At 67.4% G+C, this 13,346-nt stretch carries 11 protein-coding genes; 7 read left to right on the top strand and 4 right to left on the bottom strand.

Annotated elements, in window-relative coordinates; genetic code table 11:
* The first annotated feature begins 209 nt into the window (after nucleotides 1-209).
* The 3 genes from GFS60_RS24380 (at nucleotide 210) to GFS60_RS24370 (ending at nucleotide 4,072) form a co-directional block, all read left to right on the top strand.
* The gene (locus tag GFS60_RS24380) at nucleotides 210-2,513 is read left to right on the top strand and encodes a carbon starvation CstA family protein (RefSeq protein ID WP_159925258.1); all 2,304 of its coding nucleotides are present in this window, start codon (nucleotides 210-212) and stop codon (nucleotides 2,511-2,513) included.
* Nucleotides 2,503-2,697, top strand: coding sequence for a YbdD/YjiX family protein (locus tag GFS60_RS24375; protein ID WP_159925256.1), 195 nt, complete (start codon nucleotides 2,503-2,505; stop codon nucleotides 2,695-2,697). The genes GFS60_RS24380 and GFS60_RS24375 overlap by 11 nt, the downstream gene beginning before the upstream one ends.
* A 133-nt stretch (nucleotides 2,698-2,830) precedes the next feature.
* The gene (locus tag GFS60_RS24370; RefSeq protein WP_159925254.1) at nucleotides 2,831-4,072 is read left to right on the top strand and encodes an AI-2E family transporter; all 1,242 of its coding nucleotides are present in this window, start codon (nucleotides 2,831-2,833) and stop codon (nucleotides 4,070-4,072) included.
* 7 nt (nucleotides 4,073-4,079) lie between these two features.
* Here the strand turns inward: GFS60_RS24370 and GFS60_RS24365 are convergent, their stop codons facing one another.
* Together GFS60_RS24365 and GFS60_RS24360 are read right to left on the bottom strand one after the other, a co-directional pair.
* Nucleotides 4,080-7,061 (bottom strand): AAA family ATPase, encoded by a 2,982-nt coding sequence (locus tag GFS60_RS24365; protein ID WP_159925252.1) that lies wholly within the window; start codon nucleotides 7,059-7,061, stop codon nucleotides 4,080-4,082.
* Entirely contained in the window at nucleotides 7,058-8,242 is a 1,185-nt protein-coding gene (locus GFS60_RS24360) for an exonuclease SbcCD subunit D (RefSeq protein WP_159925250.1), read from the bottom strand. The genes GFS60_RS24365 and GFS60_RS24360 overlap by 4 nt, the downstream gene beginning before the upstream one ends.
* Nucleotides 8,243-8,438: 196 nt before the next feature.
* Here GFS60_RS24360 and GFS60_RS24355 point away from each other — a divergent pair, with 196 nt between their 5' ends.
* The gene (locus GFS60_RS24355; RefSeq protein WP_201453440.1) at nucleotides 8,439-9,311 is read left to right on the top strand and encodes a DUF6542 domain-containing protein; all 873 of its coding nucleotides are present in this window, start codon (nucleotides 8,439-8,441) and stop codon (nucleotides 9,309-9,311) included.
* 49 nt (nucleotides 9,312-9,360) lie between these two features.
* On the opposite strand, the gene GFS60_RS24350 is transcribed toward GFS60_RS24355, so the two are convergent.
* Complete coding sequence (locus tag GFS60_RS24350) at nucleotides 9,361-10,368, bottom strand: 4-hydroxy-3-methylbut-2-enyl diphosphate reductase (protein ID WP_159925248.1); 1,008 nt, start codon at nucleotides 10,366-10,368, stop codon at nucleotides 9,361-9,363.
* A gap of 141 nt (nucleotides 10,369-10,509) precedes the next feature.
* Here GFS60_RS24350 and GFS60_RS24345 point away from each other — a divergent pair, with 141 nt between their 5' ends.
* Genes GFS60_RS24345 through GFS60_RS24335 form a run of 3 tightly spaced genes read left to right on the top strand, consistent with a single transcriptional unit; the run spans nucleotide 10,510 to nucleotide 12,614 of the window.
* Nucleotides 10,510-11,130 carry a lipid droplet-associated protein gene (locus GFS60_RS24345; RefSeq protein ID WP_109335266.1) on the top strand — a complete coding sequence of 207 codons (621 nt, stop codon included), beginning with the start codon at nucleotides 10,510-10,512 and terminating at the stop codon, nucleotides 11,128-11,130.
* Nucleotides 11,127-12,383, top strand: coding sequence for an exodeoxyribonuclease VII large subunit (xseA, locus tag GFS60_RS24340; RefSeq protein ID WP_159925246.1), 1,257 nt, complete (start codon nucleotides 11,127-11,129; stop codon nucleotides 12,381-12,383). Before GFS60_RS24345 ends, xseA begins: the two co-directional genes overlap by 4 nt.
* A gap of 3 nt (nucleotides 12,384-12,386) precedes the next feature.
* On the top strand, nucleotides 12,387-12,614 hold the full coding sequence (locus GFS60_RS24335) for an exodeoxyribonuclease VII small subunit (protein ID WP_159925244.1): 228 nt from the start codon (nucleotides 12,387-12,389) through the stop codon (nucleotides 12,612-12,614).
* Nucleotides 12,615-12,628: 14 nt separating this feature from the next.
* Here GFS60_RS24335 and GFS60_RS24330 read toward each other — a convergent pair whose 3' ends face one another.
* Nucleotides 12,629-13,198 (bottom strand): DUF4245 domain-containing protein, encoded by a 570-nt coding sequence (locus GFS60_RS24330; RefSeq protein ID WP_159925242.1) that lies wholly within the window; start codon nucleotides 13,196-13,198, stop codon nucleotides 12,629-12,631.
* Nucleotides 13,199-13,346: the final 148 nt, after the last annotated feature.

Genomic DNA, 13,346 nt, shown 5'->3' with positions numbered 1-13,346 from the left:
CCGCGCGGATGCGGGCGAGCCGTCGAAGTGCCGGGCTCTTCCTTCAGCCTGCCCGGGTTCGCGCTCAGATAAACGGGCGACATTTCCCGGGTCGGCTCACACTGGCAATGTGGGGGCAATAGGGTGACGGAGGCCATGACACCGGAAGCCGTGCCCACACCGTTCCCCTGCCACACAATGACGGCGGGAACGCTGGAAAGGAGATCGAGATGGCTGTGAAAGCCGCCCCCGAACCCGAGGTCGAATATCTGAGGACGGACCCCGATCTGCCACCGGTGGGAGTCGTGGACCGCACCCCGATTTCCCCGACGGCACGGATCGTCTTCATCGTCCTGGGCATTCTCGGCGGCATCGCGTGGGCGATGATCGCGTTCGTCCGCGGCGAGAACATCAGTGCCGTGTGGTTCGTGGTCGCTGCCGTCTGCACCTACCTCATCGCCTACCGTTTCTATGCGCGGCTGATCGAGAGCAGGATCGTCAAACCCCGTGACGATCTGGCGACACCGGCCGAAATTCTGGAGAACGGCAAGGATTACATGCCGACGGATCGGCGGGTGCTCTTCGGGCACCACTTCGCCGCCATCGCCGGTGCGGGACCACTCGTCGGCCCAGTACTCGCCGCGCAGATGGGCTACCTACCCGGCACCCTCTGGATCATCATCGGTGTCGTCTTCGCCGGTGCCGTGCAGGACTTCCTCGTCCTGTGGATCTCGACGAAACGGCGCGGGCGCAGCCTCGGGCAGATGGCACGGGACGAACTCGGACTGGTCGGTGGTGTCGCCGCCATGATCGGCGTGTTCGTCATCATGATCATTCTCATCGCCGTCCTGGCCCTGGTGGTCGTCAACGCGCTCGCCGAAAGCCCCTGGGGTGTCTTCTCCATCGCGATGACCATCCCGATCGCCCTCTTCATGGGCGTCTACCTGCGATACCTCCGACCCGGCAAGGTGGCGGAGGTTTCTCTCATCGGCGTGGTCCTCCTGCTCGCCGCCATCGTCGCCGGCGGCTGGGTCGCCGACACCTCCTGGGGCGCCGACTGGTTCACACTGTCCAAGGTCACCATCGCGTGGCTGATGATCGCCTACGGATTTGCGGCGTCGGTCCTGCCCGTGTGGCTTCTACTCGCACCGCGCGACTACCTGTCGACGTTCATGAAGATCGGCACGATCGTTCTTCTGGCAGTCGGAATCCTCGTCGCCCGACCCACCATCAAGATGCCGGACGTCACCACCTTCGCGATCCAGGGAAACGGCCCCGCGTTCGCCGGATCGCTCTTCCCGTTCCTGTTCATCACGATCGCGTGCGGCGCGCTGTCCGGCTTCCATGCGCTCATCGCGTCCGGCACCACCCCCAAGTTGCTGGAGAAGGAGAAGCAGACCCGCCTCATCGGCTACGGCGGCATGCTCACCGAGTCGTTCGTCGCCATCATGGCGCTCGTCACCGCCTGCATCATCGATCAGCACCTGTACTTCGCCCTCAACGCCCCGTCCACCCTGACCGGTGGAACTCCGGAGACCGCAGCCGATTACGTGAACGGGCTCGGACTGACCAGTCCCGACATCTCCCCCGGCACCCTGTCGGAAGCCGCCGAGAACGTCGGTGAGGAATCGATCATCTCGCGCACCGGCGGTGCACCCACACTCGCCTTCGGCATGTCGGAGGTGCTCAGCCAATTCCTCGGGGGTACTGCGCTCAAATCGTTCTGGTACCACTTCGCGATCATGTTCGAAGCGTTGTTTATTCTCACCACGGTGGACGCCGGTACTCGTGTCGCCCGCTTCATGCTCTCCGATTCCCTCGGCAACTTCGGGGGACCGGCCCGCAAGTTCAAGGATCCGTCGTGGCGCGTCGGCGCCTGGGTGTGCTCGCTGGCTGTCGTCGGACTCTGGGGTGCCATCCTGCTCATGGGAGTCACCGACCCGCTCGGCGGCATCAACACACTCTTCCCGCTGTTCGGAATCGCCAACCAGCTCCTCGCTGCCATCGCCCTGACCGTGGTCCTCGCCGTCGTCATGAAGAAGGGCCTCTTCAAGTGGGCGTGGATTCCCGGGGTGCCGCTCGTCTGGGACCTGATCGTCACGATGACGGCGTCGTGGCAGAAGATCTTCTCGGGCAACACCTCCATCGGCTACTGGTCCCAGCACGCCGCTTTCAAGGACGCCAAGGAAGCCGGGAAGACGAGCTTCGGTTCGGCGAAGACACCGGACGCCATCGACGCGGTCATCCGCAACACCTTCATCCAGGGAACACTGTCGATCGTCTTCGCCGGACTGGTCCTGGTCGTGGTGGCTGCCGGACTGCTCGTGTGCATCAAGGCGTTCCGGGCCGGCGGTCTACCCACCACCGAGTCGCCCGAGCAGCAGTCCAAGATCTTCGCACCCGCCGGTTTCGTGCCCACCACCGCCGAGAAGGGGCTCGAGAAGGAATGGAACGACCTGATCGCCGAGGGCGTCGTGCGCGCGCCCGGTGCGGCCCACGCGGTCACCGGAAAGGCGCATCACCATGACGAATAGGGTTGTCGGAGCTCTCCGGACGGCCTGGTGGTGGACGGGCTCGTTGATGGGCGATCACGACTATTCCCGGTATGTCGACCACCTCCGCCGATGTCATCCCGGTGCAGCCGTTCCGAGCGAACGCGAGTACTGGCGCGCCCGGTACGCCGACGCCGACGCGAATCCGGGTGCCCGCTGCTGCTGACCGCACACGGCGGCGCTGTCAGTACGATCGGCTGGACGGGCAGTCGGCACACGCGGTCAGTGCCGTCACCGGTCCGCCCTCGCGGACCGGGGCGATACGGCGGATATGTCTGTGAGACGAGGGAGGACCAACTGTGGCGGAGCAGGAAGCCCCGGCAGCGCCCGGGCAGGAGATCACCAAACCCGATCGCGGGCATCTCATCGGGCTCGGCGGTATGTGGTTGGCCAAGTGGTCGCTCGTTCTCGTTGCGATCGCGCTGGGAGCGTTGCTGTTCGGGTGGATCATCGAGAAGCTCTGGGTGATCGTCCTCCCAGTGCTCCTCGCGATCGTCGTGTGCACCGTGCTGTGGCCGCCGACGCGGGCAATGAGCAAACGAGGCATTCCACCGGCGGCCGCCGCCGCGACCACACTCGTCCTGTTCATCGCGGTGCTCGCGGGCATCATCGCCGGCATCGTGCCCTCGGTGGTCAGCCAGGCTCCTGAGCTGGCCAACAAGGCCACCGAGGGCATCAACCAGGTGCAGGACTGGTTGCAGGGTCCGCCGATCAACCTCAAGGACGACCAGATCGACGAGGGTATCCACACCATCATCGCGAAGGTCCAGGAAAGTGGAACGGTCATCGCGTCCGGCGTCTTCACCGGCGTCAGCACCGCGAGCTCACTGCTCCTCACCCTCGGCCTGGTGCTGGTTCTGTCGTTCTTCTTCATCAAGGACGGACCGCGCTTCATCCCCTGGCTCCACTCGGTGAGCGGCGGCCGCGCCGGCCGACACCTCGAAGTCGTGCTCGGCCGGATGTGGGACACCCTCGGCGGATTCATCCGAACGCAGGCGCTGGTGAGCCTCATCGACGCGGTGTTCATCGGCGCCGGACTACTCATCCTCGGGGTGCCCCTCGCGCCGGTCCTCGCGATCCTGACCTTCATCGGTGGCTTCATCCCGATCGTCGGTGCCTTCGTCGCCGGGGCCCTCGCCGTCCTCGTTGCCTTGGTGGCCAACGGGCTCACCACCGCAGTGATCGTCCTGATCATCATCCTGGTGGTTCAGCAGATCGAGGGCAACGTGCTCCAACCGGTCCTGCAGAGCAAGAGCATGAAACTGCACGCGGTCGTGGTGCTGCTCGCCGTCACCGCGGGCGGGTCGGTATTCGGCATCGTCGGAGCCTTCCTCGCGGTGCCTACCGCCGCCGTGGCCGCCGTCGTAGTGCGCTACATCGGCGAACAGATCGACGAGAAGAGTGCCGAGGCCAACATCCCCGACGACGTCGCCGCCGACGAGGACATCGACGATGCCGAGCGGGAGGGCGTGACGATCGACGAGGCTGCAGTCGCTCCGAAAGGTATCGCTCCCAAAGCGATCACACCGCAGGCCGAGTGATCGGCGCTCAGCCCGCAATCACCTCGAGCGTCGAGCCGGTGCGTCCACGAATCACGTGGAGGCGACTGGGGATTCGCTGACGCATCTCGTCGACGTGGCTGACGATACCGACCACGCGACCACCGTCCCGTAGTTCGTCGAGCACGCCCATCACCGAGTCGAGCGTGTCGGCGTCGAGGGTGCCGAACCCTTCGTCGATGAACATGGTGTCGAGGACGACGCCGCCGGACTCCGCCGCGACCACGTCGGCGAGACCGAGGGCCAGCGACAGCGAGGCAAGAAACGACTCGCCGCCGGACAGCGTCTTCGCCGACCGCACGACGCCGGTGTAGTCGTCGCGGATGTCGAGTCCGAGGCCACCACGACGCCCACGCGGGCCGGCCTCGTCGGTGTGGACGAACGAGTAGCGGCCAGCGGACATCCGGCTCAACCGGGCGGACGCCGAGACCGCGACCTCCTCGAGCCGGGCAGCGAGCACATAGGAGCGCAGCGACATCTTGCGTGAGTTCTGACCACGACCGGCGATCACCTCGGCGAGGGCGGCCAGTTCCTCGTGTTCCGCCTGCATCGGGGCGATGGCCGCGGCAGCTCTCTCGAGCTGGCCGACGAAACGCTCGAGGTCGAGTAGTCGTCGTTCGGCCTCCGACGCCACCGCCACCGCGACGTCGACCGCCTCCGTTGCGGCGTCGTGTGCCTGCTGGACGGACACCAGGTCGACCGGCGCAGCATCCGCGACCGCGGCGATCTCCGGTTCGGCGAGTATTCGGCGGGCACCCACCTCGGCATCACGGGCAGCGGTGAGTCGGGCGTCGATCTCGTCCTGTCGGGCAACGGGACGCACCGCCGCCACCGCGTCGCTCGTTCGGTCGAATCCTGCTTCGCGAGCGAGTAATTCGGCCTTCGCGGCGAGTTCCTGGGCTGAGGACTCGGCGGCTGCTCCCTCGTCCCGGGCGTCGAGCAGTTCGGACGCGGCGTCCGCCAGCACCGCGATGCGGGCGCGGCGGGCCGCGGGACTCTCGTCCTCGCCTGCGGCCTCACGCACCCGCGCCCGGATCTCCTCGAGCTGCGCGGCACCCGAGGTGAATTTCTCGGCGACAGTGGCAGCCTCGACCGCAAGGTCGTGCGAACGAGTGTGCAGTTGCGTCTCACGGTCGCGGAGCTCACCGAGATGACGGGCCCGCGACGCGGCCTGCTCGCCGAGGTCGCTCGCATGGCGCAGTGCCGCCTGCGCGGAGGCGAGTTCGGCCCCGAGGTGGTCGGCGTCGCCGTCCCCGCAACGCTGGACCAGAACGTCGATTGTGCGGTCTGCCGTTGCCAGAGCCTCCGCCGCAGTGTTCACCTTCGCGGCGGCCTTCTGTTCCGCTGCGAGGGCCGCATCCTCATCTGCCTTGGTGACCGACAGTTCGGACTCCGCCGCGGGGTCGGGGTGCTCCACCGAACCGCACACCTGGCACGGTTGACCGTCCTCGAGCGTGCCCGCGAGTTCGGCGGCCATCCCCAGAATCCGGCGCTGCAGGAGCGTCAGCCAGTGTTCGCGGGCATCCTGGTGTGTTCGCCGGGCGTCGAGCACGGCGCGCTCGAGTGCGTCGCGGCGGTCACGGCACTGCCGAAGCTCTGCGGCGGCCGCGGCGGCGTCGGCCGCGCGAGCACGAACATCCTCGAGCCCCGGTAACGACACACGAGCCTTCTCGGCCTCGTCGAGCGCTCGCTCCGCGACCCGAATGGCGCCGGGCAGCTCCTCGCGTTCGCGGGCAAGGTCCGCGCGGGTGTCGGCCAGCCCGACTTCCCGGGCGCGCAGCCGGCCGAGTTCGACTTCGAGCCGGTCCCCCACTTCCGCCTCTGCGAGCACACCGTCGAGGCGGACGACATCGTCGCGCCACGACCGGATGCAGGTTCGAAGATGTTCACGCTCTTCACTGTTCGGCGGCCACGACAATTGCTCGACCACCTCGGCGCCACCTGCCGTCGAACACAGCCGGTCTGCGATGGCGGCAACCCGCCGCGCCGCGGTCGCCGCCTTGTCGCGGGCAACGTCCGCTTCGCGGACGACGACGGCAACCGGCTCCGCCCGCCGTGCTGCGGCGACCTCGGCGGCGAGAACCGCCCGTTCCGAAGCTCCGGCCTCGTAGGCGGCGAGTTCGGCCTCTGCCCGGGCACGCCGGTTCTGGAGTTCGAGGACTCGGCGGGCCTGCGCCAAAGCATCTCGCGTCAGGGCCGCGTCCGACTTGACCTTCTCGAGCTCATCGACGGCAACATCGCGGGTGGCGCGCGCCTCTTCCTCCAGTTTGTGCGCCCAGGTGACAGGATCGGCGTCCGCACCGCCCTCGATACCGGCTGCCGTGGCGACCTTGGCGATCAGCACGTCGATGGAACGCTGATGCTCGTCCAGGTCATGAGCGCTCGCTCGCCGCCGGTTCAGGAACCACTCCTCCACCGTCCCGAACCGGGTGGTGTCGAACAACCGCTCGAGGAGCTGTCCGCGTTCTTCGTTGTCGGCACGCAGGAATCGGGCGAACTCACCCTGCGGAAGGAGCACCACCTGGAAGAACTGGTCGGCGCTCATCCCCATCAACCGGCCGATCTCCTCGGCGATGTCGGGGATTCGGGACAGGTGTTCTCCTCGCCCGTCCAGCCAGGTGAGAGTCGCCTTGGCGTTCTCCTTGATCGTTCCCGAACCGCGACGTTTCGGGCGTTCGAATTCGGGACTGCGGACCAGCCGGAGGCGGCGACCGGAAATGGTCACCTCGAGTGTCACCGTCGGCACGGAACCGGCCGGCGCATGGTCGGAGAGGAGCCGCTTCCCGTCCTTGCGCGCACCGGGAACGGTGCCGTACAGCGCGAAGGCCACCGCGTCGAGCACCGTGGTCTTGCCCGCACCGGTTTGCCCGTGCAACAGAAAGAGGCCGTCGGCGCCGAGTCGGTCGAAATCGACCTCGACCGAATTCGCGAACGGTCCGAACGCCTCGACTTCGAGTCGATGCAGTCTCATGCCGACTGTTCCAGCACCACGACTCCGGCCGTGTCTTCCCCGGCACGGTCGGCATGACCGAGCGCGGCCTCCACGAGGCGGACCTCGCGCGGGGACGGCTCGCTGCGTACATCGGTCAGGAAGCTGCGGGTGATCTGTACGTCGCTGCGCCCGTGTACCTTCTCGCGATACCGCAGATCCTCGGTGCCTGCCGGTCGCTGCCATTCCAGGTGGACGGCGAACGGAAATCGGGTCTGCAGAGAGCGCATGGCGTCGACGGGGCGCTGCGGATCGGTGAGGACCGCCGACACGTAGCACTCCTCCGCGTCCTGGAAATGCTCGTCTTCGAGTAACTCTGCCAAGGTGCCGGTGAGCTGTCGTAGCCCTCGGACCACGGGCAGATCCACCCGCTCGACACGGCGGAGCCCATCCGCGGCAAGGTCGACCAGGAAGACGGCCTTGCGGTGGGTGCGTTCACCGAAGGAGTACGGCAGCGGCGACCCCGAGTACCGGATGTGCTCGGCCAGCGTCTGCGGTGAGTGCAGATGGCCCAGCGCGACGTAGTCGACGTCGCCGAACGCCGACGCCGACACGGTCTCGACCCCACCGACCGAGATGGACCGCTCCGACCCTGTGGCCTCGGCCCCCACCACGAAGGCATGAGCCAGCACGACCGACCTCATACCCGGTGCGTCGGCGGCCCTGGCGTCGAGGTCGGCGCGCACACGATCCATGGCCGCATCGAGAATGTCCGCGTGCGATCGGGCAGCGGGGACGCCGAGCTGAGTGCGGGTGATCTCCGGTTCCAGGTAGGGAATCCCGTAGAACGCGACGGGACCGTGCTCCTCGTCCAGCACGACGGGGGAGGTGATGCCGGCCACCGTGGTCATCAGGTGCAGACCGCCCGCCCGGGAGAAGGCGGCGCCCGCGCCCAGCCTCGCGGCGGAGTCGTGGTTGCCGGACGTGGCAATGATGACGGCACCGGCGTCGCGGATCGCCTCGAAACCGCGGTTGCACACCGTGACGGCGTCCGCACTGGGAATCGAGCGGTCGTACACGTCGCCGGGAACCACCACGACGTCCACCGAATACTCGCGGACCAGTGCGGCGATCGAGTCGAGCACCCGGGACTGATCGGCGAGCAGATCCACTCCGTGGAACGTGCGTCCGATGTGCCAGTCCGACGTGTGCAGGATCCTCATGTCTCGGACGGTAGAGCACGGTGCCGACAAATCCCGAACACCCCCGCCGCGTGGCGGGCAACCGATCGGCGCTGCCCGGACAGAGGGCGACGTCGTGGCTCCAATTCGTGAGGAACGGCACAATTACCGTGCAAGTCCGGTCTCCGACCGGTCACGCCAACGGCGATAGTCGACATGTTGCCGCTACTGTCGTTGTGTGTCTGCAACCCAACGTGCTCGCTCCGGGGTGCCGCTCGATCGGCAGTCGATTGTCGGGTCGGTTCCCGGTCTCCCCTGGTGGGGTGTCATTCTTCTGGCCGTCGGAGTCACCTGTCTCGGGTTCGTGGCCGATGCGGCCGGCGGGAGCGAACTCACCGCGGCGTTCTCGACGTTCTATTTCCTCGGCTGCGTCCTCGCGGTGGTGGCTGCCGGCAACGGCGCCCTCTTTACCGCCATCGTGCAACCGCCGCTGATCCTGTTCGTCGGCGTACCGCTGGGCCAGAGCCTGATCGCGGAAGAGAACAGCACAGCCCTGCGAGACCTCGCCATCAACGTCGCGTACCCGCTGGTGAACCGGTTCCCGATCATGCTGGCCGCCACAGTCGTCGTCCTCGTGATCGGCGGGCTGCGGCTCCTCCTCCAGCAGCGTCGAACCGGACCCGCCCGTACGTCGGAACGGCGCCGCACGCCTCGTTCGGTACGCGAGGGCACGCGCACACGTCGTACCGCACCGGACGCCGACGAGTCGGCCACGAGGTTGCGGCCGAGGCGTTCCGCCCGGGAGCACCCTCGCTCCTCGGCGCGGCGGGCCGACAGCCCGCCTCCGCGTCGGTCGGCGTCTTCGGGACGCCCCACTCCCCCGCCGCCGGTATCCGAGAGGATCTCGCAGACACCCCGCTCTACCCAGGTACCGCGCAGCGCACAGCCGTCCCGGTCCACCGAAGCCCCGCGATCGGCACAGACACCGCGATCGACCCCGCAGCGGCCGACGGCCCGCTACCGTTCCACCGACGTGCCTGCCCACCCGATCCCTCAGGTGCGCTACCGGGACCGCTACGAACCACCGTTCGAGACGGAGCAGCCCCGCTGATTCCGGGCGGTCGGCACGGTGTCAGTGCTCCTCGGCGGTCGGCACAGTGTCAGTGCCGGGCGGCGCGAAGCTCCCGGGGAAGCGCGAAGACGAGTGTCTCGTTGGCAGTTGTGACCGGCTGGACGTCGTGGAACCCGTGTTCGGCCAGTAGGTCGATCACACCGCGCACGAGAATTTCCGGCACCGAGGCGCCTGAAGTGATGCCGACCGTGCGAACACCGTCGAGCCACGCCGGATCCACCTCACGGGCGAAGTCGACGAGGTACGACGCTTTCGCCCCGGCTCCGAGAGCCACCTCGACGAGGCGCACCGAGTTGGACGAGTTGCGGGAGCCCACCACGATCACCAGATCGCACTCGGGCGCCATCGCCTTCACCGCCACCTGACGGTTCTGGGTGGCGTAGCAGATGTCGTCGCTGGGCGGATCCTGCAGGTGGGGGAACTTCTCCCGCAGCCGCGCCACGGTCTGCATGGTCTCGTCGACGCTCAGCGTGGTCTGCGACAGCCAGATGACCTTCGACTCGTCGCGGACCGAGACGGCATCCACCGACTCGGGTCCGTCGACCAGTTGCACATGGTCGGGCGCCTCGCCGGCAGTGCCTTCCACTTCCTCGTGGCCCTCGTGGCCGATGAGGAGAATGTCGTAGTCGTCGCGGGCAAAACGTTTCGCTTCCTGGTGCACCTTGGTGACCAGTGGACACGTCGCATCGATGGTGCGGAGATTGCGGGCTGCGGCCGACTCGTGCACGGCCGGCGACACACCGTGCGCAGAGAATACGAGCAACGCACCCTCGGGCACCTCGTCGGTTTCGTCGACGAAGATCACGCCGCGCTCGGTGAGCGTTTCCACCACGTGGCGGTTGTGCACGATTTCTTTGCGGACGTAGATCGGGGCGCCGTGCTTCTCCAGCGCCTTCTCGACCGTCTCGACAGCGCGGTCGACGCCGGCGCAGTACCCGCGGGGTTCGGCGAGCAGCACTCGCTTCTCACCGCTCGCACGCACTCCCGAATCTGCCGAACGTGTGATACCCACATTGAGTGGAACAGCCGAAGACATGGTTCCAGCGTACGGGTCACCCCCGGCTAGGACACTTTCGCCGGGCCTCGGGAGGGGTACTGTGCGCGTCATCGAGTCGAGTCGTCCACGCTGTGGGCACGTCGGCTACCCAAACGTGCCGATGTCAGGCAGGCTGTGAGCATGATTCGTCCCCCGTTCGTGGCGCGCGTCGCCGCTGGAATCGCCGTGACGGCCGTCGAAGAAGCCAGGAGGCTGCCCACGACGGCGGTCACTTTGCCGATGACTGCGGTCAGCCAGGTGCTGCAGACCACGATGCGTGTCCAGCAGACCATGACGGCGCTGGCCATCAAGGGTGACCAGGCTTTTGCCCTCATCCACTGGTCGCACGACGAAGAGCAGCCGTCCTGGGCGGTGTTCGACGAGGACACCGACGGAGAACCCGACATCGAGGACGCGCCGGACGATCGTCCCGCCGGGCCCGGCCGCTTCGCGCTGTACTCCCTCAGCCCTCAGGGTGACGACCTCGCAGAGAAGTCCACCGCCCCCACCGGCCCGAAGGCTCCGAGTACCAACGGTGTGGCGAAGACCACGACCCCGAAGCCCGCCTCCGCAGTCGCCGAACCCGAGATCGCCGCCTACCTCGACTACTCGTCGCTGACCCTTGCCCAGTTGCGGGCCCGCCTGCGCTCGCTGTCCGTCGAGGACCTGACAGCGCTGCTGGACTACGAGACGGCGACCCTTGCCCGGGCACCCTTCCTGACCATGCTGACCAATCGCATCACCACCGCCAAGGCCAAGTGACTTCCGCCCAGTCCCGCGCAGCCAGTACAGCACCGAGTACCGCCGACAAACCGTGGCCGGTTCGCACCGTCTCGGCCAAGGTCGCACAATGGATCGACCGGCTGGGGAGTGTGTGGGTCGAGGGTCAGATCACTCAGATCAATGCCCGTCCCGGTACCCGGACGGCGTTTCTCGTGCTGCGCGATCCGTCCGTCGACATGTCCCTCTCCGTGACGTGCTCACCTCAGCTGTTGCAGAACTCCCCTGTCCCCCTCACCGAGGGCAGTCGGGTGGTGATGTTCGGGAAGTTGTCGTTCTACACCGGCCGCGGATCGGTGTCGCTGCGAGTGACCGAGATCCGCGCGGTCGGAATCGGCGAACTCCTCGCGCGGATAGAGAGGCTGCGCGCGCTTCTGGCTGCGGAGGGCCTGTTCGACCCCCGGCTCAAGCGCCCGCTGCCCTTCCTTCCCGGGACCGTCGGCCTGATCACCGGCCGAGCAAGTGCCGCCGTGCACGATGTCCTCAGCGTGGCGCAGCGCCGCTGGCCGGCCGTCCGGTTCGAGATTCGTAACACCCCGGTGCAGGGCGTCACCGCAGTGCCGCAGATTCTCGACGCGTTGAAGGAACTCGACGCCGATCCGCACGTGGATGTGATCATTCTGGCCCGCGGCGGCGGAAGCGTGGAGGACCTGCTGCCGTTCTCCGACGAGACCCTCTGCCGGGCGATCGTCGCGTGCACCACCCCGATCGTCAGTGCCATCGGACACGAGCCCGACAGCCCGCTCAGCGATCACGTCGCCGATCTGCGCGCCGCTACCCCCACGGACGCCGCCAAACGGGTGGTCCCGGACGCTGTCGCCGAGCAGGCGCTGGTGAGCGAGCTGCGCTCACGCAGTGCGGCGGCGCTGCGGAACTGGGTACAGCGCGAATCCCACCTGATCTCCCAGCTGCGGAGCCGGCCGGTGCTCGCCGATCCGGTACGCGCTCTCGACGAGCGGGGCGACGAGGTCGAGCGACTGCGCGAGGCGGGCCGCCGCGACATCACCAGGGCAATCGCCGCCGAGAGCACCACGATCGAGCACCTGCGGGCACGGTTGACCACCCTCGGACCCGCGGCCACGCTCGCCCGCGGCTATTCCGTCGTTCAGCGGATCGTGCCCGACGGCGATCCCGAGGTGCTGCGTTCGGTCGACGACGCCCCGCCGGGCACCCAGATTCGCGTTCGAGTCGCCGACGGCGCAATCCGTGCCGCGGTGATGGGAAAGGACAAGTAGGACATGAGCAACACCGAAAACGACACCGACATCGCTGAGCTCGGTTACGAGGCGGCACGTGACGAACTCGTCGACGTGGTCAAGGTGCTCGAACAAGGCGGTCTCGACCTCGACGCGTCACTCGCCCTGTGGGAGCGCGGGGAGGCTCTCGCGAAGCGGTGCGAGGAGCACCTCGCAGGGGCCCGCAAACGCGTCGAGACCGCGCTCGCGCACGCCGACGACGAGAGCTGACGAATCGGCTGCGATCAAGCCGGGAGGATCGGGGCTTCGGCCGCGGCCGTGGTGAGCTGCTCGAACGCCTCTTCGGAGGCGCTGCCCGTCACGAGGAGCCGGACATCGCCGAAGTCGGAGACCCAGATCGGTTCGACTCCCTCACCGCCGTACACGATCCACGTGTGACCTGCGATGTCTTCCGTACCGGTCGCCCTCCGCGGACCACCGGCCACGAAGGGCACCAGCACGGTTTCGAGCGCGTTGCTCTGCGTCAGCTGGATGTACCGACCGGCCGGCGTGATGAAGCCGACGGTGCTGGAGTCGCCGCCGCCGTCACCACTGACGATGCTGCGGCTCCCCGAGTTGGGTGTCCAGCCCTCGGGCGTCTCCGGCTGCCGAACCGGGAACGGAAGGTCGTTCGCGTCGTACTTCAGCGCAGCGTCGATGTCGAAGCTGGGAATCGGCCCGGTCGTGGGACCGCCGGGGCTGAACGTGCACTGGCTGGCGATACCGGCGATCAGCACGCAGAACAGGACAAGGGGTACGAGCGACCACACCATGTCGCGGTTGTTGTGCAGGATGCGCGGTTTATCGGATGCCACGCACACCAGTATCCAGGGTCGGCCCCCGAACGACGATTCTCGGTCCCCGATATGTCGCCCCAGCAACGCACGTCACACAACTTTCTGGGAGAATCAGCCCTGAGATTCACTCGACAGTCGGCGGCCGACAGGCCGACCGGCACAGCGT

The sequence above is a fragment of the Rhodococcus sp. WAY2 genome, from assembly GCF_009859915.1.
Taxonomy (GTDB): domain Bacteria; phylum Actinomycetota; class Actinomycetes; order Mycobacteriales; family Mycobacteriaceae; genus Rhodococcus_F; species Rhodococcus_F oxybenzonivorans.
This window is presented reverse-complemented; position numbering and strand designations above follow the sequence as displayed.

Excerpts from the sequence above, each read along its gene's own strand:
- GFS60_RS24380 (WP_159925258.1), top strand. The coding sequence starts at position 210 with ATGGCTGTGAAAGCCGCCCCCGAACCCGAGGTCGAATATCTGAGGACG.
- GFS60_RS24375 (WP_159925256.1), top strand. The coding sequence starts at position 2,503 with ATGACGAATAGGGTTGTCGGAGCTCTCCGGACGGCCTGGTGGTGGACG.
- GFS60_RS24365 (WP_159925252.1), bottom strand. The coding sequence starts at position 7,061 with ATGAGACTGCATCGACTCGAAGTCGAGGCGTTCGGACCGTTCGCGAAT.
- GFS60_RS24360 (WP_159925250.1), bottom strand. The coding sequence starts at position 8,242 with ATGAGGATCCTGCACACGTCGGACTGGCACATCGGACGCACGTTCCAC.
- GFS60_RS24350 (WP_159925248.1), bottom strand. The coding sequence starts at position 10,368 with ATGTCTTCGGCTGTTCCACTCAATGTGGGTATCACACGTTCGGCAGAT.
- GFS60_RS24345 (WP_109335266.1), top strand. The coding sequence starts at position 10,510 with ATGATTCGTCCCCCGTTCGTGGCGCGCGTCGCCGCTGGAATCGCCGTG.
- GFS60_RS24335 (WP_159925244.1), top strand. The coding sequence starts at position 12,387 with ATGAGCAACACCGAAAACGACACCGACATCGCTGAGCTCGGTTACGAG.